This is a genomic window from Corynebacterium riegelii (assembly GCF_001263755.1).
In the GTDB taxonomy this organism is placed as follows: Bacteria; Actinomycetota; Actinomycetes; order Mycobacteriales; family Mycobacteriaceae; genus Corynebacterium; species Corynebacterium riegelii.
Genome location: NZ_CP012342.1, coordinates 2441550 through 2463349 on the forward strand (window position 1 = coordinate 2441550; position 21800 = coordinate 2463349).

20 protein-coding genes are annotated in these 21800 nt (G+C 61.6%); 10 read left to right on the plus strand and 10 right to left on the minus strand.

Features of this window, described 5'->3' with window-relative positions:
• Positions 1 to 2: 2 nt before the first annotated feature.
• The 3 genes from AK829_RS11485 to AK829_RS11495 all read right to left on the minus strand — a co-directional run bounded on the left by AK829_RS11485 (position 3) and on the right by AK829_RS11495 (position 2611).
• Positions 3 to 947, minus strand: a complete 945-nt coding sequence (locus AK829_RS11485) for an N-acetylglutamate synthase, CG3035 family (RefSeq protein WP_052206069.1) — start codon at positions 945 to 947, stop codon at positions 3 to 5.
• Positions 947 to 1966, minus strand: coding sequence for an LPXTG cell wall anchor domain-containing protein (locus tag AK829_RS11490; protein WP_052206070.1), 1020 nt, complete (start codon positions 1964 to 1966; stop codon positions 947 to 949). The genes AK829_RS11485 and AK829_RS11490 overlap by 1 nt, the downstream gene beginning before the upstream one ends.
• 72 nt (positions 1967 to 2038) lie before the next feature.
• The gene (locus tag AK829_RS11495; RefSeq protein ID WP_052206072.1) at positions 2039 to 2611 is read right to left on the minus strand and encodes a peptide deformylase; all 573 of its coding nucleotides are present in this window, start codon (positions 2609 to 2611) and stop codon (positions 2039 to 2041) included.
• On the opposite strand from AK829_RS11495, the gene AK829_RS11500 reads away from it, so the two are divergent.
• The 3 genes from AK829_RS11500 (at position 2610) to AK829_RS11510 (ending at position 5847) form a co-directional block, all read left to right on the plus strand.
• Complete coding sequence (locus AK829_RS11500) at positions 2610 to 2840, plus strand: DUF3263 domain-containing protein (protein WP_052206074.1); 231 nt, start codon at positions 2610 to 2612, stop codon at positions 2838 to 2840. The genes AK829_RS11495 and AK829_RS11500 overlap by 2 nt on opposite strands.
• A 35-nt stretch (positions 2841 to 2875) precedes the next feature.
• Positions 2876 to 4024 (plus strand): LytR C-terminal domain-containing protein, encoded by a 1149-nt coding sequence (locus AK829_RS12600; RefSeq protein WP_157045365.1) that lies wholly within the window; start codon positions 2876 to 2878, stop codon positions 4022 to 4024.
• A gap of 695 nt (positions 4025 to 4719) precedes the next feature.
• A complete protein-coding gene (locus tag AK829_RS11510; protein WP_052206078.1) occupies positions 4720 to 5847 on the plus strand; it encodes a glutamate--cysteine ligase in 1128 nt (375 codons plus the stop codon).
• A 25-nt stretch (positions 5848 to 5872) separates the two neighbouring features.
• Here the strand turns inward: AK829_RS11510 and AK829_RS11515 are convergent, their stop codons facing one another.
• Genes AK829_RS11515 through AK829_RS11545 form a run of 7 tightly spaced genes read right to left on the minus strand, consistent with a single transcriptional unit; the run spans position 5873 to position 13684 of the window.
• Positions 5873 to 6292, minus strand: coding sequence for a monovalent cation/H(+) antiporter subunit G (locus AK829_RS11515; RefSeq protein WP_371441031.1), 420 nt, complete (start codon positions 6290 to 6292; stop codon positions 5873 to 5875).
• A gap of 2 nt (positions 6293 to 6294) precedes the next feature.
• On the minus strand, positions 6295 to 6573 hold the full coding sequence (locus tag AK829_RS11520; RefSeq protein ID WP_052206081.1) for a monovalent cation/H+ antiporter complex subunit F: 279 nt from the start codon (positions 6571 to 6573) through the stop codon (positions 6295 to 6297).
• A 1-nt stretch (position 6574) separates the two neighbouring features.
• Positions 6575 to 7168 carry a Na+/H+ antiporter subunit E gene (locus AK829_RS11525; protein WP_083439861.1) on the minus strand — a complete coding sequence of 198 codons (594 nt, stop codon included), beginning with the start codon at positions 7166 to 7168 and terminating at the stop codon, positions 6575 to 6577.
• Positions 7168 to 8838 carry a Na+/H+ antiporter subunit D gene (locus tag AK829_RS11530; RefSeq protein ID WP_052206537.1) on the minus strand — a complete coding sequence of 557 codons (1671 nt, stop codon included), beginning with the start codon at positions 8836 to 8838 and terminating at the stop codon, positions 7168 to 7170. Before AK829_RS11530 ends, AK829_RS11525 begins: the two co-directional genes overlap by 1 nt.
• A 31-nt stretch (positions 8839 to 8869) precedes the next feature.
• Entirely contained in the window at positions 8870 to 9361 is a 492-nt protein-coding gene (locus AK829_RS11535) for a Na(+)/H(+) antiporter subunit C (RefSeq protein WP_052206084.1), read from the minus strand.
• Positions 9362 to 12289 (minus strand): Na+/H+ antiporter subunit A, encoded by a 2928-nt coding sequence (locus AK829_RS11540; protein WP_052206085.1) that lies wholly within the window; start codon positions 12287 to 12289, stop codon positions 9362 to 9364.
• 24 nt (positions 12290 to 12313) lie between these two features.
• Entirely contained in the window at positions 12314 to 13684 is a 1371-nt protein-coding gene (locus tag AK829_RS11545; protein WP_052206087.1) for a dipeptidase, read from the minus strand.
• 398 nt (positions 13685 to 14082) lie between these two features.
• Here AK829_RS11545 and AK829_RS11550 point away from each other — a divergent pair, with 398 nt between their 5' ends.
• From AK829_RS11550 to AK829_RS11570, 7 genes are all read left to right on the plus strand, one after another.
• Positions 14083 to 15462, plus strand: a complete 1380-nt coding sequence (locus AK829_RS11550) for an AAA family ATPase (RefSeq protein WP_052206088.1) — start codon at positions 14083 to 14085, stop codon at positions 15460 to 15462.
• 57 nt (positions 15463 to 15519) lie between these two features.
• Positions 15520 to 15990: a hypothetical protein gene (locus AK829_RS11555; protein ID WP_157045366.1), complete on the plus strand. Its 471-nt coding sequence runs from the start codon at positions 15520 to 15522 to the stop codon at positions 15988 to 15990.
• 176 nt (positions 15991 to 16166) lie between these two features.
• Entirely contained in the window at positions 16167 to 17804 is a 1638-nt protein-coding gene (groL, locus tag AK829_RS11560) for a chaperonin GroEL (RefSeq protein WP_052206092.1), read from the plus strand.
• A gap of 763 nt (positions 17805 to 18567) precedes the next feature.
• Complete coding sequence (locus AK829_RS12605) at positions 18568 to 18735, plus strand: hypothetical protein (protein ID WP_157045367.1); 168 nt, start codon at positions 18568 to 18570, stop codon at positions 18733 to 18735.
• A gap of 43 nt (positions 18736 to 18778) precedes the next feature.
• Positions 18779 to 18925, plus strand: coding sequence for a hypothetical protein (locus tag AK829_RS12610; protein WP_157045368.1), 147 nt, complete (start codon positions 18779 to 18781; stop codon positions 18923 to 18925).
• Positions 18926 to 19027: 102 nt separating this feature from the next.
• Positions 19028 to 19927, plus strand: coding sequence for a polyphosphate kinase 2 (gene ppk2, locus AK829_RS11565; RefSeq protein WP_052206094.1), 900 nt, complete (start codon positions 19028 to 19030; stop codon positions 19925 to 19927).
• A 263-nt stretch (positions 19928 to 20190) separates the two neighbouring features.
• Positions 20191 to 21780 (plus strand): HNH endonuclease signature motif containing protein, encoded by a 1590-nt coding sequence (locus AK829_RS11570; protein ID WP_052206096.1) that lies wholly within the window; start codon positions 20191 to 20193, stop codon positions 21778 to 21780.
• The last annotated feature ends 20 nt before the right edge of the window (positions 21781 to 21800 follow it).

Consider the following 21800-nt stretch of genomic DNA (forward strand, 5'->3'; position numbering starts at 1 on the left):
GACTAGCCCAGCCGTGCGTAGCGGTGGCGGTGGTGTTCCACAAACCCCAGTTTGGTGTACAGTGCGATCCCCGCCACGTTCGACGCCCTAACCTGCAGGTATGCGGCGTCAGCCCGGCTTTTGGCCCACGCGAGCACACTTTGGCCCAGCACAGTGCCTTTTGCTTGTCGACGCCACCGCGCACCCACCTCAACCGCCGAAAACCCCAGCCAACGCCGCTCGTCTTCAGAGGCAGTAATCGTGGCGCGCGTGACCGCGATGGTTTCGCCGTTTTCTTTGAGGCTGGCAAAGCCGATCTCACCGTCAATGTTTTGGGCGAGGTCAAGCACTGCCTCGGCGGGAAGCTCCTGGCCGCGGTAGTGGTAGAGCGCTAGCCAGTCTTCATCCGGCTGTTCGGTGATGCTCACGCGCGGGTCCATGTCGTATGCAATGTCGTCGAGCTCGCGGGTCATGACCACGATCTCTTCACCCAGCTGCCATTTGTCCGGGTGCTGCTCAATTAGCCGCAGCGCGGGTTTGCCAATGCGCTCCGGGATCAGCAGCTGCACCGGCATGTCGCGCTCCTGGTAGAACGTAGCGATCTCCTCTAACGGCACCGCCTGGAATCCCGCGGCGTGGCCGATAGGCGTGGCGGAGTTGGAGCGTTCCGCGATCTCGGCACCCGCGCGCGCCAACCAGCCTTGGATGAGCTCCTGCTCTTGGCCCGGAAACGCCTTGGCGGTTGCGGTTTCCACCGCGCGGATGTCCGAATTGCGCACCGTGCGTGGGGAGAGTTTCTTGATGATGTGCAGGTGCGTGATCTCCACCAGCTCCTCATCCCGGCGAATCACCAAAGGGTCGGTGCTGTGGACGAATCCGATGACGTCACTATCCAGGTCGCCGCGACGCTGGCGCACCACAACTCGGTCCCCAACCGCCACCGGGTCCGAACGAAAAACGCGCGACACTACTCGTTGCCGCGACGCGTCAGGAACACGCCACCCACAACCAGCAGCGCACCCAGCGCGATCAGGCCCAGCATCGGGGTGCCGGTCTCAGCCAGGTCGTCGTTGCGAGTCGTGCTCGTGGTACTCGTCGGCGTGGAGGTGCGGGTTGTCGAGCTCGTGCTGGAGCTGGTGCTCGTGCTAGAGCGCGTCGTGGTCGCCTCCGTCGTCCTGTTCTCCAACACGGTTGCCGTACCGGACGTGGTTGCGGAAGAGGTGGTGGACGTGCCCGTGGTCGTGGTGCTGGTGGTCGACGTATTCGTCGTCGTAGTGTCCGTCGTGGTCTCGCTGGTGGTGGTGGACGTAGTGGCGTCGTCCGCCAGGGTCACCACGCGCTGGCGCAGCGTCGGCTCCGCAGTCGCGCGCGCAGTCTTCGCGGTTGCAGTCTTCGCGGTTGCACGCTCAGTTGCCACCGGCTCCGCCGCTTCTTCCGCCGCGGCCTCAGCAGCGTCAGCGCCCGCAGCCTCATCGGCCTCATCGGCCTCAGCCTCAGCGCCCTCGCCGAGGAGCGCCGCCGTGGCCTCCGCGGTAGTTACTTCCGCCTCTTCATCCGCCACGTTTGCTTCGGTGAGGATGGTGGGGAGGGGGTGCGTTGAAGCGTCGTCAAGCGGGAGCTCCTTGTACAGCTTTCGCAGCAACACGCGCTCTTCCAGCAGCTCAGCCTCGGCATCGGCCAGCTCCTCGGGAAGCTCGCCGGCTTCATCGCGCTCGGCGTCAAGTTCATCCATGCGCTCCGTGACATCCTGAAGCCACGCCTCAAGTGCCTCGCGCAGTGCAGCCTCGGTCTTCGGGGTCTGCTTCTTCGCGTACGCCTCGCTGGCCTTGATGGCGGCCTCGATCAGCTCCGTGCGAGTCAGCTCGGGCGCCTCCGAGCCCTCAGTAACCACGACGGGGGCAGGCGCGGACGTCAAGGTAGCGCTCGCGGCGGGTGCCGAAAGCGCAAGAGCAGCGGCGGCAGCAATCAAGGCGGAAGCGGTGCGCATAGCGGGGTCCTTTGATTGAAAACGGACAGTCAACGCCTAAGCATAACCCCTGAAGGCCACAACTAAGAAGCGCTAGTGGCCAAACGGGTCCTCATCGGTGCCCGGCAGCCAGGTGTTGCCGGCCTCGGTCCAGCCGTTATCACGAATCGCGCGCTTCGCTTCCTTCTTGTAACGGCCAGTCAGCACGTCCGTGTACACGTAGCCGTCCAGGTGGCCAACCTCGTGCTGCAGGCAGCGGGCGAAAAAGCCGGTGCCCTCCACCTCTACCTCATTGCCGTTCTCATCCAGGCCGGTGACCTTGGCCCAGTCGGCGCGGCCGGTTGGCCAGCCCTCGCCAGGCACGGAGAGGCAGCCTTCGTCGTCCTCGCCGGTATCGCTCGGCATGGTCTTCGGGATCTCGCTGGTCTCCAGCACCGGGTTGATCACCGTGCCGCGACGCATCACATCCCCATCCGGGCAGTGGTACACAAACAAACGCAGCGGCACACCGATCTGGTTGGCGGCCAGGCCGACGCCATTCGCGGCGTCCATAGTCTCGTGCATGTCAGCAATGAGCTCCTGCAGCTCCTCCACCGGCTGCGTCACTTCCTTCGTGGGGGTGTGCAGGACGGGGTCGCCGTAGATCACGATTGGTCGAATAGTCATGCGGTATATATTAGGCATGCTCGCCGACGATGACCTTGCCCTGCTGGACTTCGAAGCGCGCGCCCCACGCTCACTCGGCGCAAAAGAGGAAGCCATCCGCCGCGAACTTGGCATCAGCCCGGTGCGATACTTCCAGCGTCTCAACGGTTTGCTGGACTCACCCGATGCGCTCGCCGCCCGGCCCCAGTTGGTGCGCAGATTGCAGAGGCTTCGCGACGGCGCGCCTTAAACCCTCAACCTCCACTCGAGGGTAGTGTGGCGCGCGTGACTACGAACAACCCGGGAAACCGCCCTAGCGACGACAACCGCGACGAATTTGTTGACGACTTTGTTGATGACTTTGGTGCCGATTTTGGTGACAATGTTGCCGACACGGAGTACGTTGCCGACACGGAGTACACCGACTACCCCGGCGACGATCCGGACCAGGTAGCGGGCACTGCTGCTTCGGCTGGTGTCGAGGAGTATGCCGGTGCACACCGCCGCGAGGATTACGACGACGATTACATCGACGCCTACGACGACGATTACATCGACGCCTACGACGACGATTACATCGAGGATGACGACAACCTCGCCGCCGGCGCCGCCGGTGCAGCAGCTGGCGCGGGCGCCGTTGGTGCTGGTCGTGCGGCTGGTGCTCGTCGCGCAGCTGGTAGCCGCCGTCGCGCTGCCGCTGGTGCCGGTGCGGGTGCCGGTGCGGGTGCTGGTGGCGCGGGTATCCCGAAGCGCGGCCTAGCCATGATCTTGATCGCTGTTGCCGCGTTGTTGCTGCTCTGGGGTATTTACGCGCTTACGCAGAAGAGCGGCGATACCGGCACAGGCGCCGCTTCCACCGAGACCTCGGCAACCGCTCCGCAGGACGGCACCAACTCGGCACTGCCGCCGACCCCGGAGACCGTCCCGACGAACGCGAACCCTGCCGATCCGCACGCTGAGGGCCAGCCAAACGACCCGGCAAACCCTGCCGACCCGAACGCTCCAGCAGACCCGAATGCACCGGCTGACCCGGCGAACTCGGAGGACCCGAACGCTCCGGCACCGGCACCGGCTCCCAACGATGGCGGCCCCGCCATCACAGCCCAGAACGCCCAGGTCTTCGTGTACAACAACTCCAACGTCAACGGTTGGGCAGCCGATACGATGGCCAAACTGGACGGCAACTTCCAGGTGGCGAACACGGCCGAACTCAACGATCCGACGAAGAACGCAAACATGCCGGAAGGCCAATACGGCACCTTCGAAGGTGTACAGGTCTTCTACCCGGAGAGCACCGAGGGCGCACGCCAGGTTGCTGAGGAGATTGCCCGCCGGCTTGGCGGCGTCGCCGTAGCAAAGACCGATAATGTACAGTTGCCGCCGAACACGAATGCTCGCGACGCAATCGTTGTGGTGCTCGCAGAGAATCAATAAACGCTAACGCTTCTGCGTATTTGCCTCGGCCCCTTGCGGGGTCGGGGCGTTTTCTCTTTAGGCTGCTTCTTGCCGAAGGGGTGGCGAGCGGGCCGGGGGCACCGCTCTGAATTAGTTTGGGTTGGTGCTCTTGGCCACCTGGGATTACTGAATTATTTCCCCGATTTTGGGAAACAAATTCAGGATTTGGGGCGCCATCAAGGGCCGGCCTGGCCGCCACCTGGCTGCCACCTGGCTGCCACGCTGACAAAATTGACGACGCAAAATCGGCCACCTGGGTGTTTGCAGATCGAGAGCAGGGCCCGCTGCACGATTTGTCAGACACGCCCACCGCGGGGATGCAACAATTCCGGGAGTACGTGCCGCCACCTGGGCGTTTAGGGGCCGGAATGCAGTAATCCGGAGATTGCTGCAGCGGCAGCGGCCGGAGAATGTCGGCGCCGGCCGGGATGAGTCCACCTACATCACCGAAGCCCGTAAACCGAAACCGTTTTAGTGACTAGATGCTCGGTCAGGGCATCAAGATTCTAAAACTCGACGCTCTGACCGAGCACCTATTCACAAAAAGTCTGACGATGGCCGGAAGCACTATCAACACCAAGCCACAGCCACCAAGCCACAGCCACCAAGCCACAGCCACCAAGCGCCGAATGTAATGGCGGGATTTCGGCACCTACCGCATAGACTTGCTGCACATGGATCCTTACCGCGATTTTGCCCGCTCGGAGGCCAACACTCTCGGCGTGGAGTGGGAGATCTGCGTCATTGACCCGCAGACCCGCGACCTGGTGCCAAGGGCTGCCGATGTGATTGACGCGGTGCACGCGGCGCACCCGGAGACGCACCTGGAGCGTGAGTTTCTGCAGAACACCGTTGAGCTGGTCACCCCGGTGTGTGCGAATACGGGTGAGGCAATACAAGCACTGCGCAAAGACTTGAAAGTGGTGCGGGACGAAGCCGAACGTCAAGGCCTGAAGCTGTGGGCCGGCGGCGGCCATCCGTTTACAGACTTCCGTGAGCAGCAGCTCAGCGCGAAGGAAACCTACGCGGAGATCATTAATCGCACCCAGTATTGGGGCAAGCAGATGCTGCTGTGGGGCGTGCACTGCCACGTGGGCATTAGCCATGAGGACAAGGTGTGGCCGATCATCAACGCGGTGATGACGAAGTACCCGCACCTGCTGTCCATCAGCGCATCCAGTCCGGCGTGGGAGGGGTTGGATACGGGCTACGCCTCGAACCGCACCATGTTGTACCAGCAGCTGCCCACCGCTGGCATGCCGTACCAGTTCCACACGTGGGCGGACTGGGTTGGGTTCATGCAGGATCAGAAGATTTCCGGCGTGATTAGTCACACGGGCTCGATGCATTTCGACGTCCGACCTGCCGCAAAGTGGGGCACCATCGAGGTCCGTATTTCGGACGCCACGAGTAACTTGCGCGAACTCGCTGGCGTTGTGGCGCTGACGCACTGCCTGGTGGTGCACTACGACCGGATGCTGGAGGCTGGCGAGGCCTTGCCAACGTTGCAGCCGTGGCATGTGGCCGAGAACAAATGGCGCGGTGCCAGGTATGGGTTGGACGCGGAGATCATTACCAGCCGCGCCACCGATGAAGCGTGGGTGAAAGATGACTTGGCGGCGCTGGTGGAGGAGCTCACGCCGATTGCCAAGGAGCTTGGGTGCGTCGAGGAGCTTGAGCTGGTCCACGAGATCATTGACCGCGGGGCGGGCTACGAGCGTCAGCGCAAGCTTTACCAGGCCACGGGCGATTGGCGTCAGGTTGTAGACGCCACGTGCGAAGAGCTCATCCTCTGGAGCTAACCCTCCCGAGCCACCCCAGCCCGCGCTAACCCTGAGGCTTGTCCGCCTTCTTCGGCGTGTGCGTCTCCACGCGTCCTGGGTGGTAGGCCGCCGGCGCGTTGTTCACCGTCAGGTCCTTCTCGGTGCCGTAGAGGCCCTCGAGCCTGGAGATGCGGCCGAGGCGCTGGCCGGTAACCGGGTTGGTCATGAGGGCGAAGAGGACAAGCAGGATCATCATGCCGACGTCGCCACGCTCGTGGATCCCGAAGTCCTCCGAACCGACCAGGCGGATGATTGTGCCCACCATCATGAGCAGCAGGCCGGTGGTCTGCGGTTTCGTAATGGCGTGCACGCGCGCAAGTGTGGAGCGGAAGCGCACCACACCGACTGCGGCGGAGAACACCATGAACGCGCCGGGCAGGATGAACACCAAAGAGACGATGTCTGCAATCAAAGACCAGTTGATCATTAGTGCGCACCGTCCCTCTTGCGGAAACGCGCCACGGACAGGGATGCGATGAACCCGAGTAGCGCGATCACGATCATGACGTTGACCACGGTGGTGTCTAGCGTCCAGCAGATGTAAAGCGCCAGCACGCATTGCAGGGACGCGGTGATGCCGTCGTTGGCCAGCATGCGGTCCATGGAGTTCGGTCCGACGACGATGCGCCAGAACACGATGAAGAATCCCGTGGCTAGCAGCACGGCCGCAATCGCTAGGAAGATGTTGTACAGCGTGGGGTCCATGTCAGCGCTCCGCCTTTCGTGCTGCGCGTGCTGCGCGTGCCTCGCGTACCCCAGCGCTGGAGCGTTTGAGGCTGCGTGGTGGGTTTTCGAAGATGTCGATCATCTGCCGTTCCAGGGTGGCTACGTTTTGGATTTCGCGTTCGAGGGCCTGCGGCGTGCTGGCGTCCAGAAGATGCACGGTCCAGAGGCGTTTGGCCACGTTGATGTCGGTGACGGTGCCGCCGGGCTGGAGGTTGTACGCGCACGTGGCTAAGTACAGCACCAGTTCAGAGGACACGCGCATGGGGACCTGCACGATTGCGCCCTTCGGGGTGGGTTCAGGGCGCAGTGCGAGCCAGGCCACGCGTATAGACGCCACAATCAAGTCCCACCACCACCTCACCACGAAGGCGATGAGGCGATCCCAGCGGATCGTGGTGTTTTGGCGCGGCACCGGCGGCAGCGGCAGCATCAACACCACCGCCAGGCCCAACAACAGACCGGCCACAAGGTTGCCCCAGGTCAGATCGCCCATGAGTAGGATCCACATGAACGTCAGCCAGATGACAAACGGCCAGCGCAGCCGGTTGTGTAAACGTTGCAGCGGGGAAGCCATTAGCGCTCACCTCCGGTGGTGGGGCGGTTGGTTTGGGAGTCCGACGGAGCGTCGTCAAGCGTGGGCTCCAGGAACTTCTCGGGGCGCCGCGTTGGGTTGTCCGGGTCCGGGTGGAGGACGGCGTCGCGGTAAATGGACTGGTCCTGTGCGGACTGGGCGGCGCGGTCTGTCACGTCAGAGATCGGGCCGGCCAGCACCGTGATGGACAAAGAAGCTGCCACCAACAACGCGGTTGACGCCATCATGCCCACGGGCACACGACCCGGGTCTTCGCGCTCTGCCATGGTGGTGGTGCTGTAGCGATCCGCCAGGTTGGACGGGCGCGCAAGCGCTACTTCGCCTTCGGGGGCATCTGAGCGGTCGCGCAGAAACGCCTTGGACCACACCAGGATCATGGCGTACAAGGTGAGCAGGGAGGTGACCACAGCGCCAGCGATGAGCACCCACGCAAGCCAGGTGCCTTGTTGGGCGCCTGCCTGGATGAGCATGACTTTGCCCAGGTAGCCGGACAGCGGCGGGATGCCGCCCAGGTTCAGCGCCGGGATGAAGTACAAGATAGCCACCAAGGGCGAGGTGTAGATCAAAGAGCCGAGGCGGCGCAGCTGCGCGGAACCCGCCTGGCGCTCAATCAGGCCAACCACCAGGAACAAAGACGTCTGCACCAGAATGTGGTGGATGGCGTAGAAGATCGCGCCGGACAGGCCCTGCACAGACGTCAAGGCAATGCCGAAGATCATGTAGCCGATGTGGCTGACCAGGGTAAATGACAGCAAACGTTTGATGTCGTTTTGCGCCAACGCACCCATGATGCCCACGATCATGGTCAAAAGCGCCACCCACATCAGCAGGGTGTCCAGCGAGCCGTCTGTAAACACCACCGAGCGCATACGGATAATCGCGTACACGCCGACCTTGGTCAAAAGGCCCGCGAACACCGCGGTTACCAGGGACGCCGCAGTGGGGTAGGAGTCCGGCAGCCACGCGTCCAGCGGGAACACCGCCGCCTTAATGCCAAACGCCACCAGCAGTGTGGCAAAAATCGCGGCGCGGGTGCCGGTGGGGATTTCCTCCATCCGGATGCCCACCTGCGCCATGTTCACCGTGCCCACCGACGCATAAATCAGCGCCAGCGCGAACAGAAACACCATCGAAGAGGCCACGGACACCATCACGTAACCAATGCCGGCACGCACGCGCCCTGGCGACGCGCCCAGCGTCAACAGCACGTACGAGGCAACCAGGAACACCTCGAAGCCCACGTACAGGTTGAACAGGTCGCCCGCCAGAAATGACAGGTTCACGCCCATGGACAACAGCATGTACACCGGCAGGAAGACGGCGACTGGGTCGTCCTCGTCGCCGTCGCGAAGACCCTGCGAAATGCCGTACCACATCACCGCAAACAGCACGATGGAGGAGACGAACAGCATCACGGTGCTTAAGCGATCCGCAACCAGCGTGATGCCAATCGGTGCGTCCCAGCCGCCCATTTGTACGGTGTGGATGCCGTGGACGTCCACAGTAATGATCATGGTCGCGGCAATCGCTGCCAGCGCAAACAGGGTGCCAAGCGCGATGGTGCGCTGCAGCTGCATCGGCCGCACCACGAAAATCAGCGCCGCAGCCACCGCTGGCAGCAGGATCGGCATGGCCGTGAGATAGGGCATCATGCTTAACGACGCCTCCGCGAACGCCATCAAACTATCTCTCACCGTCCACCTCCTTCACGGGGCTTTCAAAGTTGCGTGGCCCAAAGGTGTCGCCGCTGGCGGAGAGGCGCCCGGTCTCCGGGTCCTCGGACAAGTCATGGTCCGGGGCTGCCGAAGGCGTGGTTGGGCGGGTGGCAATTGCGTGGTCTTCCTCATCACGCTCAATCACGTCATCCGTGCGGTAGCGGTACTGGCGATACATCAGCGAGAGCATGAACCCGGCCAGCGCCATGGAGATCACAATCGCGGTCAGGATCATCGCCTGCGCCAGCGGGTCCGCCATACCGTCGGCGGTTTCGGAGGTACGCCCCAAAATTGGCGGGGAGCCGGCTTCGCCGCCGGCTTGCAGGATGAGCAGATTTGCGCCGTTGCCAAGCAGCAGCACGCCCAGGATCATGCGGGTCAGCGCGCGATCCAGCATCATGTACACGCCGCAGGCGATGAGCACACCGGAGCCGATGAGTAGGAACAGGTTGGCTTCCATCTACTTGCTCTCCTTTCCGGTGCTGGTGAGTCTTGACAGCCTTCTGCGACGCCGTTTGTTTTTCTGCTGCAGCTCGCGTGCGCGATCGCGTGCGCGGTCCTTACGGGCCTCATCCTCACGGTCAAGGTGCGCACCCATGGACGGCAGCACGTGCATGATCAGGCCGATCACGATGAGGTACACGCCGGCGTCGAACACCAGCGCCGACGGCACGGCGACCAGGCCGATCAGCGGCAACTCGATCTCCGCAAAGGAGCTCATCAGCGGCGGGTAGCCGAAGAACATTGGCACTGCGAACGCGATTGCAGAGACGAGGATGCCGGTGCCGAGGATGCGTGCTGCGTCGATAGGCAAAGCATCTTCGATCTCCTTGTAACCGCCGGCGAGGTAGCGCAGCGTAAACGCGAGTGCTGCAACGAGGCCGCCGGCGAAACCGCCGCCGGGGGCGTTGTGGCCCGAGAAGAAGAAGTACAGGGAGAGCAGCATCATGGAGGGGAACAGCAGCCGCGTGACCACATCCACCATGATCTGGCGGTTGAGCTCAGTCTCACTTGGCACGCCGGAGGACAGCCACCGCGGGTGGGTGGTGGACAGCGTTGGGCGGTGCGACGGGCGGCCGAACTTGCCGGTGCCAAAGATCAGGCTGGCAATGCCGGTTGCGGCGATCACCAGCACGATGATCTCACCGAAGGTATCGGCGGCACGCAGGTCCACCAGCAGCACATTGACCACGTTACGGCCGTGGCCGATCTCGTAGGCCAGATCCGGCATGTGTACGGAGATAGGCTCCGCCACGCGCGCCGAGATCGCCGTCATGGCAACCACAACAACGGAAACACCCGTGCCGATGGATAGCCAGGCGCGCAGGCGGTTGTCGTCGTGGCGCTGCTCCACATCCGTGGGCATCTTGCGAAGCACCAGCATGAACAGCACCATGACAATGGTTTCCACCAGGGTCTGCGTCAGCGCCAGATCCGGTGCGCCGTGCAGCGCGAAGATCAGCGCCAGGCAGTAACCGGTGAGGCTGACCATGATCACGGCGGACAGGCGGTTGCGCTGGACGGTGGCAAACACTGCGGCGCCCACCATGAGCACCACCACGATGGCCTGCCACACGTTGTCCCACACAATCATCTGGATGCTGTTGCTTGCGCCAAGGATCAGTGCGGCCAGAGGCACGGCCATCACCACGGCGAAGATTACCGCCAGGTTGATGGTCAAGGAACCGCGCTGCGTGGAGGCCGTCAGGCGCAGCGACCAGCGGCGAAGCGTGGCCAGGATGTTGTCCCAGAGCGCGTCGGCGTTGCCAAGCGCGGGGCGCTCCGATTGCGCCTTTTTCAGTAGGTCGCGCTGCCAGAACAAGACGGAACCAGCTGCGATGATCACCGCGGTCAGGATCAGTGGCACGTTAATGCCGTGCCACAGCGCAAGCTGCTCAGAGTCGACGTCGGGGAAGCGAACGTCCAGGTACTCGTTGATAAGCCGGGAAAGCCTGCGCGGCACCATGCCGAAGAAGATGGTGAACATGGTGAGCACCAGCGGCGAAAGCCACATGGTGGGGCCGATTGCGTGCATCTGCAGTACAGCCTCGGACGGGGTGCGGTCGTGCTCACGCTTGGTGGCAAACGCGCCCCACAGGAAGTAGAGGGTGTAGGCCATGGTCAGCACCGAGCCAACCACCAGCACCACCAGCATGATCCTGCCAGGCATGCCAACTAGCAGCTGCTCATGCAGTACGGTCTCCAGCGCGGCTTCCTTGGCCACAAAGCCGAACAGCGGCGGAATGCCCGCCATGGACGCGCCGGAAACAATAGCGATTGCGGCCAGCAGCGGGTGGCTGCGGCCCAACCCGGAAAGCTTATTCAGATCCCTCGTGCCAGTTGCGTGGTCAATTGCGCCGACCACCATAAACAGCGCCGCCTTAAACAGGGAGTGCGCAAAGGTCAGCGCCAGGCCAGCCATGGTTGCCTCGCGGGAACCAATACCGATCACGGCGGTGATAAAGCCCAGCTGGGAGACCGTGCCGTACGCCAGCACCAGCTTCAGGTCGCGCTGCTTCAGCGCCATCCAGCCGCCCAGCAGCATGGTGAAGCAGCCGGTGGTAATCACCACAAGGTGCCACGTGGTCACCGCCGACATGTCCGGTGCCAACCGTGCCACCAGGTAAATGCCGGCTTTCACCATCGCCGCGGAGTGCAGGTAGGCAGACACCGGGGTAGGCGCAGCCATCGCGCCGGGCAGCCAGAAGTGCCATGGTGCCTGGGCGGACTTGGTCAGCGCGCCCAGCATGATCAGGACAATTGCGGCGGAAATGCCGGTGGTGTTTTCAATGTCCGCAATCTGCGAGATGCCGGACAGCTGCCAAATGCCGGTCTGGTGCCCGAGCAGGTTGATGCCCACCAGCATTGCCAGCCCACCAAAGGTGGTCACCATCAGCGCTTGCAGGGCCGCCCTGCGTGACGACGCCTTCTCGCCGTAATACGACACCAACAAATACGACAGAATCGACGTTAACTCCCAGAACACGTACATGAGCAGGAAGTTGTCCGCGATAACCAGGCCGTACATGACGGTGGCGAACATGGTCAGCTGCGACGCAAACGCCGCCAACCGAATCGGGTTGGAGTCGAAGTAGCCCCAACAATAAAACAGCACCAGCGCGCCAACACCCAGGATGATCAGGCTGAACAGGCCCGCTAGGGCGTCGAGCCGAAACTCCAGGTTCATGTGGACAGACGGCATCCATGCGTAGCTGGCGACGAGCTCTCCCCCGGAGGCGAACACGCCGCCGTGGAAAAGGGACACTATCCACACAAATCCCGCGGCGGGGACGAGTGCGATCAGTGCGAATGCCCACCTGCCCAGCGCCCGCAGCAGAAGTGGTGCGGCCGCTGTGGCGGCGAATAGGGCGATGAGCAGTATGAGCACGCGGCGTAAACCTACTTACTAGTGTTAGTTGCCTTCTGGGCTGCTTTCTGGGCGGCCGTAACGGGTGAGGAACGTGGCCTCTGCAATGGCAATGTGTTCAATTTCTGTGGGGTCTACCGATTCGTCCACGCCGTGGATGCCGCACAGCGGCTCCTCCACGCCGTACACAATGACCTCGGCGTTGGGGAAGGTTTCCTGCAGTGTGATGGTCAGCGGGATCGAGCCACCAGCACCAACAACGGCGAGGTTTTCGCTGCCGTAGGCGTCCTTCAGACACTGGCCGAGCAGTGCGAGCGCCTCGCCTTCCGGGTCGGCAGCGAACGGCTTGCTCACGCCCGAGACCGTCACCTCAACCTTTGCGCCCCACGGGGTGTGGTTGATGATGTGCTGCTTCAGCTTTTCCGACACTTCAGCCGCGTCCATGCCGGCCGGGACACGCAGGTTCAGCTGTGCCTCTGCGCGCGGGTTGACCGCGTTGACTGCCTCCGCAACCGGGGTAGAGGTAAAACCGATCATGGTTAGCGCCGGGCGCGACCACACCATGTCCGCCGGCTGGTCTTCCGCGCTGCCGAGCAGCTGCACGCCGTCGAGCACACCAGCGTCCGAGCGGAAGTCCTCGCGCGAGTACTCGTCGCCCTCCCACTTGGCGGTCGCGTCCACACCGTCGATAGTCGTGCGGCCATGCTCATCAAACAGGGAGTCCACAATGCGCACCAGTGCGTGAGCCGCGTCCGGGGCGGCACCACCGAAGGAGCCGGAGTGGATCGCGCCGCCTAACGTCTCCACACTCACGTGCACCTGGGCGCCGCCGCGTAGCGACGTCGTCACCGTCGGCACCCCAACGGCCACATTGCCGGAATCGGCGATGAGGATCACGTCAGCGTCGAAAAGCGAAGGCTCCTGCTCAATCAACTTGACCAGGCCGTCCAAGCCGCCGAGCTCCTCCGAGCCCTCGACGACAACCTTGAGGCCGAGGTCCGTGCCGCCGGCGGCCTCCAGCATGCGCAGAGCCTCAAGGTGCATGGCCAGGTTGCCCTTGCAATCGGCCGCGCCGCGGCCATACCAACGGCCGTTGCGCTCAGTCAGCGTGAAGGGATCGCTGGTCCACGCTTCCGGGTTGTTGGCCGGAACCACGTCATAGTGGGAATACAGCAGCACCGTCGGTGCGTCGCCCACCGGTGCCTTATAACCAATGACCGTGTCCGCGTCATCCACCGTCGGGTGGCGGGTGACCTCCAAGCCCAGCTGCTCAAGAGCCTGGACAGTCCAGGCACACGCCGCCTCATGCTGGTCAGCCAGCTCGGGGGTGGAGTGCGGGGAGTTGAAGGAGACTAAAGCGGAAAGGTCGGCGAAAATTCGCTCGCGGTTCGGGGCTGGAATAGGCGTTTTTGACATGGTTACGAAAGTACCTGTTTGAAATCTGTTTTACCTATCGGTTGCCTATATTGTTGTCGTCAACGGTTTTGGGTGGTGGGGGTTTGGGTGCCGCCCGGCCGCCGCCCGGCCGCCTGCCTGACAAAGTTGACGACGCAAAATCGGCCACCTGGGTGTTTGCCGAACCGGCGAGGGGCCGCTGCACGATTTGTCAGAGGGCAACCGTGGATCCTGACAAATCTGACGACGCGGTTTACGTTTCCCCAGGTCGCGGTCAGATCACTAAGGGCCCGCTGCACGATTTGTCAGCGCTTGCCCCATTTCCGACCTCTTTTCTAAGGGTTCGGGTTTAATAGGGGCTTAAGGAAAACAAGAGCGCGAGCGGTGGGGTTCGCGTGTAACGCGCGTTTGGAGTTGAAGTGGCAGACCTATTGTTTCGCCTCGAATCGATCGGCCCGGTGTCGTCGGCCGAGATTCGTCTCGCCGGAATGACGGTCATCACCGGCGGGAACAACACGGGCAAGACTTACCTCGCTCACTCCATCTTCGGGGTTCTAAACAGGGCGTGCCATCGGCGCCGTGTGGCGCAGTTTCCGGGCCAAGATCGCATTGATGTTGAAAACGCTGAGCAGATCAGTCAGCAGCTTGACTCTGAAGGTGTGGCTCGACTGGAACTGGCGTCGTTAGAACCGGCTCTGCAGGAATTGATGTCTCGTATTTCTACGGGCGTTTCGGGCAGAATTGGTTCACTCTTCGCGGCTGACTCGGCGCTGTTTTCCCAGGCAGAGATTCACGCTCAGGTGTTCAATCTGGACTACAGCGTGCTGCAGGGATATACGCGCGCCGCTCGAGTTGGTAGGTCTGATGCGTTTCTTGATGTCCGTTTTGATGCTGATACACAGTCCTTAATCTTTGAGGCACTTGACGGGTACGCTGACGTCGCGCCGGAGCGGGTCCAGTTTTGGGTGCGTGTCGCCGTTACCGAGGCGATGTTGCGGGCTGCTGTTCCGGGCGTGTTCATTTCCAGTGCGGAACGGACAGGCGCGGTGATCTTCCAGCGGGAGCTGGATTCCACCGCGGCCAACCTTCTGGACGCTTTTGTACAATCTGAGAACCCAGTGGAGCGGGAAGCGATGGTTCGTAGCCGAGACTTCGCACACCCGGTTGCGGTCGATGCAAATATTGATTTCATTCGTCGGATAGCCGGGATGCGGCGGGAACCCAGCCCGATTGTGAAGGCGAACCCAGCGATCCAAACATTGATCGAAGGTATGGCAGGCGGTAGATACAAGGCGACAGGGCAGCAGCTGACCTTTGATACCGGCCAGGTGTCGTTGCCGTTGATTGCAAGCTCAAGCGCCATCCGGTCGTTGGTGGATCTCAATTTCTACATTCTGTACCGGGCTAAACCGGGGGATTTCCTCATCATCGATGAGCCGGAGCTGAACCTGCACCCCGCCAACCAGCGAAAGCTTGCGCGCCTACTCGCGCTTGTGCATAACCAGGGCGTCAAGGTGTTGATTACTACCCATTCGGATTACATTGTCCGGGAACTTAGCGCGCTTGTGTCGTTGTCCTCTGTGGCGGTGCCGGCGCCGGAAGATGTGGAGGAAGTCCTGCGTGAACAGGGGATTACCCGCTCCATGGCGCTGGATCCGCAGAAGGTGAAGGTGTACAGCACCTCCGCTACCGGCGTCCACGATGTTCCCGTTAGCGATGAGGGTATCGAGGCAACCTCGTTTGATGACGTGATTGATGATCAGAATCGTCTCGTAGACATGGTTGGATGGGCTGAGTAGTTATGCGGGGAATTGGGGGGGTTGGTGCTTCAGATACTTGAGCCCAAGATTGTGGCTGTGCCAGATTCCAACGGGCACCTCACCCTGGAAGAGGAGGGCTATGAGGTGACGCTGGGCAACGTGCCCGGCGGCGTTATTGCCTTCAAAGCAGACGCGTTGGATAACCAGGGCCTTGTCAGGCAGGAGGCTTCAGGCGCAGTCCGCTATGGGGCTCGCGCCGACTACGTTCTGCTGGACTTTTACTATCGACGCATCACCGTCGTCGAACTGAAATCGCGAAAATTCATCCATAAGGATGTGGTCCAGCAGCTCAAGGGGGCAAGGGCTGTGACCAGCTATTTGGCGGGGCTGGCGGAGTCTTTCCATGGTGAGGACTTTGGGTTTGGGGATTTTGACTGGCGTTACGTTGTCTTTGTGCAGCAAGGTGGGCGCAAGGAGACGTCGAGAAGCAACCAAAGCCCCGAGACTGCTTTATATAGGCATAGGAAAAGTGGGGAGATCGTTCCGTATCCGCGGTTGTCGCCGTGATCCGGCTACCTTGCACTCGGGGTGGCAGAGTGCTAAAAATGGGATCTAGCACTCGCGCATGGCAAGTGCTAACAAAGTGCTAACAAAAAGTTTGAGCAGATGGGCTGGAAAGACAGCCATGCCGTCGCGGGCGCCTGCTTGAAACGACGAATGATGAACTGAGGCATCAAACCCACATGGCAAAGATGATTGCATTCGACGAGGAAGCACGCCGCAGCCTCGAAAACGGCCTGAACACCCTGGCTGACGCCGTCAAGGTCACCCTTGGCCCGAAGGGTCGCAACGTGGTCCTGGAGAAGTCCTGGGGCGCGCCGACCATTACTAATGACGGTGTGACCATCGCACGCGAGATCGACCTCGAGGATCCGTACGAGAAGATCGGCGCTGAGCTGGTCAAGGAAGTAGCCAAGAAGACCGATGACGTGGCTGGTGACGGCACCACCACCGCAACCGTGCTGGCACAGGCGCTGGTTCGCGAGGGGCTGCGCAACGTTGCTGCTGGCTCCAACCCGATGGGCATCAAGCGCGGCATCCAGGCTGCGTCCGAGAAGGTTTGCGCATCCCTGCTCGCTTCCGCAAAGGAAGTAGAGACCCAGGAGGAGATCGCCTCCACCGCTGGTATTTCTGCTTCTGACCCGGAGATTGGTAAGAAGATTGCCGAGGCAATGTACGCCGTTGGCAACGGCTCCGTGAACAAGGAGTCCGTCATTACCGTTGAGGAGTCCAACACGTTCGGCGTTGACCTCGAAGTTACTGAGGGTATGCGCTTTGACAAGGGCTACATCTCCGCATACTTCGCCACCGACATGGAGCGTGGCGAGGCCGTGCTGGAGGACCCGTACATCCTGCTGGTGTCCAGCAAGATCTCCAACGTGAAGGAGCTCGTGCCGGTGCTGGAGCAGGTCATGCAGTCCGGCAAGCCGTTGCTGATCATTGCGGAGGACGTTGAGGGCGAGGCCCTGTCCACCCTGGTTGTGAACAAGATCCGCGGCACCTTCAAGTCCGTTGCGGTGAAGGCTCCGGGCTTCGGTGACCGTCGTAAGGCAATGCTGCAGGATCTGGCGATCCTGACCGGCGGCCAGGTTATCTCCGAGGAGGTCGGCCTATCTCTGGAGACCGCTGGCGTTGAGCTGCTCGGCCAGGCACGCAAGGTTGTTGTGACCAAGGACGAGACCACCATCGTTCAGGGCGCTGGCGACCAGGACCAGATCGAGGGCCGCGTGAAGCAGATCCGCGCCGAGATCGAGAACTCCGACTCTGATTATGACCGTGAGAAGCTGCAGGAGCGCCTGGCCAAGCTGGCCGGTGGTGTTGCGGTGATCAAGGTTGGCGCTGCTACCGAGGTTGAGCTCAAGGAGCAGAAGCTGCGCATTGAGGACGCTGTGCGCAACGCCAAGGCCGCCGTTGAGGAAGGCATTGTTGCCGGCGGTGGCGTGGCCCTGCTGCAGGCTTCCAAGGAGCTTGAGGGCGACCTGGGCTTGGAGGGCGACGAGGCGACCGGCGTGAAGATCGTCCGAGAGGCGCTGTCCGCGCCGCTGAAGCAGATCGCTCTCAACGCTGGCCTGGAGCCGGGCGTTGTTGCAGACAAGGTTGCAAACCTGCCGGAGGGCGAGGGCCTGAACGCTGCGACTGGCGAGTACGTCAACATGCTGGCCAACGGCATCGCCGACCCGGCGAAGGTGACCCGCTCTGCGCTGCAGAACGCTGCGTCCATCGCCGCACTGTTCCTGACCACCGAGGCGGTTGTGGCTGACAAGCCGGAGCCGGCCGGTGCTGCTGCAGGCATGGACCCGGAGTCCATGGGCATGATGTAAACGCCCGCCTGTTTGACGCTTGAAGCCCGCCTTGTGCGGGCTTTTTGCTTTGCGAGGGGCTCGGTTGCTTGCCGACGCCCCCAACGCCCCCCTCCAGCGACGCCCAACAGGTGTGTGGCGCCGGCCGCCTGCGGCGCCTAGGGTGCGGGCGGCGCGCCCTGCGTGGCGTGTGTGGCGCCGGCCGCCTGCGGCACGCCCAGCACGCGTGTGGCGCGCCTGTTGCGCTGTTTGTAGCTGGTTAGACCCGGCTACCAACGCGAAAACAGGTTGGTAGCTGCAAGTAGGTAGCTACAAACTCTGTGGAGGGGGAAGATCGGCGTGCCCTTTGTGTGCGCCCGGGGTGGGCGATGCGAGCGTTTCGCAGTCACGTAACGGTCACGTAACGGTCGTGTAACGGCGATGCGGTGGTGGCCCGGCTACCCCCTAATTGGTGTAAACCATTCAGGTGCTGAAAATTATTCGGGTTTCTATACATCGATAGACATCTGAAAATAGTTACGCGCTTACTAAAATTCTTAAGTTAGAGTTCACTTAAAGGCCCCTGTTTGTGCAGGCAGGTGACATTTTTTCGGTGCGGTTAATAGAGGGTAAAACTGGCCTGTCTGGCAGTGAGCTGTATGCCGTTCAGATTTTTTCAACGAAACCTCTTGACGGTCGCGAACCTTGTGGCAAGATACTTCGTGTGACGCCCACTGGGTGTCAGTACATGTCAAGATTTGCCAGACAAACACTGGCACCTACCTACTCGAAAAAGGGGAATAACATGCCTTTCGATCTCAAGGCCATCACCAAGGCTCTCGGCGACTTCTCTAAGTTCGCTTCTAACTTCACCGGCCTCTTCAAGGAGACCCCGAAGTTCTTCGAGCTCTTTGGGAACTTCAACGCGAAGACCGCTGAGAACACCAAGAACGCTTTCCAGGTTAAGAAGTAAAACGAAGAAGCAACCCTTCAGAATCTAAGAAAAGGTAACGAACATGCAGAACTACAAGGCCGCAATCGAGAACTGGGCATCCCTCTCTGGCGAGGGTAAGACCACGACCATCACCGGCACCCTGCTGGACATGCTGGCTTCCCTGGGCAAGCTCGCTGGCAACGTCAAGGGCCTGCTCGAGCTGCTCTAAGCTCTAAGCAAAACCGAGCTTTAACGGGCTTTACCGCACTCGCGGTGAGGCCCGTTTTTCGTGTTCAAGCGGTATGTGTCAAAGGGGAATAGAATAGTAGGTATGGCTGACCACAAAGACGACGAACTGCCGATGATCGACCTTGCTGCGACCGAAGGATGGGTCGTAGACGACTCGGATGAAGATGATCCGGTGCTGCTGAAGCCGGACGGAACCCCGATTGACACGTGGCGCGAACAGTACCCGTATGACGAGCGTATGAGCCGTGATGAGTACGAGGACCTGAAGCGTGCCCTCCAGATTGAGCTGCTGAAGTGGCAGAACTGGACCAAGGACACGGGTCAGCGCCACATCATCATTTTCGAGGGCCGTGACGCCGCCGGTAAGGGTGGCACGATCAAGCGTTTTAACGAGCACCTGAATCCGCGTGGGGCGAGGACGGTGGCGTTGGAGAAGCCGTCGCCACGCGAAAGCACCTCTTGGTACTTCCAGCGCTACATTGAGCACTTCCCTGCGGCAGGTGAGATCGTGTTCTTTGACCGTTCTTGGTACAACCGTTCCGGCGTGGAGCGCGTCATGGGCTTCTGTACTGAGTCGCAGCACGCGGAGTTCCTGCGTGAGGTGCCGATGCTGGAGAACATGATCCTCGGTTCCGGCATTTCCCTGACCAAGTTCTGGTTCTCCGTGACGCAGCGTGAGCAGCGCACCCGCTTTGCTATCCGCCAGGTGGACCCGGTGCGTCAGTGGAAGCTGTCGCCGATGGACTTGGCGTCGCTGGATCGTTGGGACGATTACACGCGCGCCAAGGAGGAGACCTTCCGCTACACGGATACGGATGAGTCGCCGTGGATCACCATCAAGTCCAACGACAAGAAGCGCGCCCGCATCAACGCGATGCGCTACATCCTGTCCAAGTTTGAGTACACCAACAAGGACCATGAGCTCGTTGGCCAGCCGGACCCGCTGATTGTGAAGCGCGGCCGCGACCAGATTGGTGACTAGGGGCCTTTTGCTTCACGACGTCCACGTGTAGCCCCCAACCGCCCTCCCCTCCAGCCTCTGTGCTGGGGGAGGGCGGTTTTGTTTTGCTGTTTTGGGGGTTGTTTTTGGGGGTTTTTGGGGGTGTGTTTGGGGTTGTTTTGCCGTTGTTTTCGGGGCTGTTTTTGGGTGATTTTTGGTAGCAAAAAGTTTTGGAAAAGGGTTGACCGGAGGGTGGGTGTGGTTTATGATTGGTAGTATTCTGATGAAGATGAAAGGGGGTTCTCATGACGCACCTACTGCAGACTTATGCTGATTCAGTTGAAGCTGGTCTACATGGTCTTGTAGCGTATCTTGAGGACCCTGACCTTGTCCACTTTGATGAGGTTCACGCGGCCCTGGAGCGCGTTGAGAAAGCGTTTGAAGGCAAGGCGTTCCTGGACGCCCTTTTCGCCTATATATGCGAGCGTGACGGAGCTGGCCGCATGGTTGGTTCCCCGTATGCCTCGGAGTACCTGAAGCAGGTATTGGGGTTGTCGGGCGCGGAGGCGTTTTCGCGCCTGCGCCGCGGCAAGGATCTATTTGCGCCGCCGGAGCCCCCGCCTGGGGATGATGCTGGGGAGGAGCCCGAGGGTTTCGACTTCTCGGCAGGCACAGGGGATGACGATTCGGAGGGTGCTTCCGAGGGGGATCCCGGGGGTGATGCCGAGGGGGATGCTGGCAAGAAGGCCCGGGCGCGCTCCAGTGCCCGCCAGGTCAGCGATGAGAAGGCGAAGATCATTGACCGCGCGCTGAAGAACCTCATCGAGGCCGCCCAATGCGAGCGCGCCGGCATTCTGGAGAAGGCCATGGCTGAGGCGGCGATCCGCCCGCCGGAGGACCTGCGCAAGTACGTGGACAATTTGGTGAGCCGGGCGAACCGCAAGCACAAGACAGCAGACCCGAATGCGGCGTGGGACCAGCGCGGTGTGCGGTTCAGTGAGAACCGTTCGACCGGAGTCCACACGATTGCCATCGACACCACTGCCGGCTTCGCCGCACTATTCAAGGCGCAGTTGCAGGCCGGGTTGCCGGCGAACAGGAACCTTCCTAATGAGAAGGAGCTCAACGCCGCAGGTGTGACCGACCCGCGGATGCCGTGGCACCGGCTGCACGATGAATTTGTGAACATCCTCCAGAACTGGGAAAAGTTCAAGAACAAGGACCGTAAGGGAGCGGCGTCGCTGATCCTGTCCATGACCATGGATGATCTTGCGGACGCTGACCACACCACCACGTTCCAAACCAACTCCGGCATCGACTTGAACTGCCTTGAGCTGGTGCGTCTCGGCGTGGGCGGCGCGGATGATTTCATCCTGCAGTTGGACAGGGTGACGGGCGTGCCGGTGTCGTTAGGAAGGACCAGGCTTGCCGACGTCCACCAGCGCATCGCCATGCTCGCCATCCAAGGGGTGTGCGCCTGGGAAGGCTGCACCCGCCCCGTCGGTGAGCTTGAAATCCACCACATTGTGGCGCACTGCCAGGGTGGCGATACCGACTTAAGCAACCTCATCGGCCTGTGCCGCACCCACCACCGGCAAAATAATGACCATAGAGACGGCAGAGACGGCCGCCGCCACGTGGAACGATGCCCCGAAACCGGGGACGTCGGGGTGCAATACTGCGACGGATCACCCCTGCGGGTGAACCAAACCACGGGCCATACCGAATCGGCGGGATACAAGCTGCGGCACCGAAAACCAAGGGTGCCAGCAGGAGGACCTCCAGTTGGGGTGCCGCCCGACCCGATATTGTTCCCGGACCTGGGCCCGGATTTGGTCTCGGACCTGGGCCCGGACCTAAGCCCAGACTTAGGCCAGGACGGCCCGCCGTTCTAAAACCGCGGGCAGCTCAAGCA

Excerpts from the sequence above, each read along its gene's own strand:
- AK829_RS11490 (WP_052206070.1), bottom strand. The coding sequence starts at position 1,966 with ATGCGCACCGCTTCCGCCTTGATTGCTGCCGCCGCTGCTCTTGCGCTT.
- AK829_RS11500 (WP_052206074.1), top strand. The coding sequence starts at position 2,610 with ATGCGGTATATATTAGGCATGCTCGCCGACGATGACCTTGCCCTGCTG.
- AK829_RS11495 (WP_052206072.1), bottom strand. The coding sequence starts at position 2,611 with ATGACTATTCGACCAATCGTGATCTACGGCGACCCCGTCCTGCACACC.
- AK829_RS11510 (WP_052206078.1), top strand. The coding sequence starts at position 4,720 with ATGGATCCTTACCGCGATTTTGCCCGCTCGGAGGCCAACACTCTCGGC.
- AK829_RS11520 (WP_052206081.1), bottom strand. The coding sequence starts at position 6,573 with ATGGACCCCACGCTGTACAACATCTTCCTAGCGATTGCGGCCGTGCTG.
- AK829_RS11525 (WP_083439861.1), bottom strand. The coding sequence starts at position 7,168 with ATGGCTTCCCCGCTGCAACGTTTACACAACCGGCTGCGCTGGCCGTTT.
- AK829_RS11530 (WP_052206537.1), bottom strand. The coding sequence starts at position 8,838 with ATGATGCCCTATCTCACGGCCATGCCGATCCTGCTGCCAGCGGTGGCT.
- AK829_RS11535 (WP_052206084.1), bottom strand. The coding sequence starts at position 9,361 with ATGGAAGCCAACCTGTTCCTACTCATCGGCTCCGGTGTGCTCATCGCC.
- AK829_RS11545 (WP_052206087.1), bottom strand. The coding sequence starts at position 13,684 with ATGTCAAAAACGCCTATTCCAGCCCCGAACCGCGAGCGAATTTTCGCC.
- groL (WP_052206092.1), top strand. The coding sequence starts at position 16,167 with ATGGCAAAGATGATTGCATTCGACGAGGAAGCACGCCGCAGCCTCGAA.
- AK829_RS12605 (WP_157045367.1), top strand. The coding sequence starts at position 18,568 with ATGCCTTTCGATCTCAAGGCCATCACCAAGGCTCTCGGCGACTTCTCT.
- AK829_RS12610 (WP_157045368.1), top strand. The coding sequence starts at position 18,779 with ATGCAGAACTACAAGGCCGCAATCGAGAACTGGGCATCCCTCTCTGGC.
- ppk2 (WP_052206094.1), top strand. The coding sequence starts at position 19,028 with ATGGCTGACCACAAAGACGACGAACTGCCGATGATCGACCTTGCTGCG.
- AK829_RS11570 (WP_052206096.1), top strand. The coding sequence starts at position 20,191 with ATGACGCACCTACTGCAGACTTATGCTGATTCAGTTGAAGCTGGTCTA.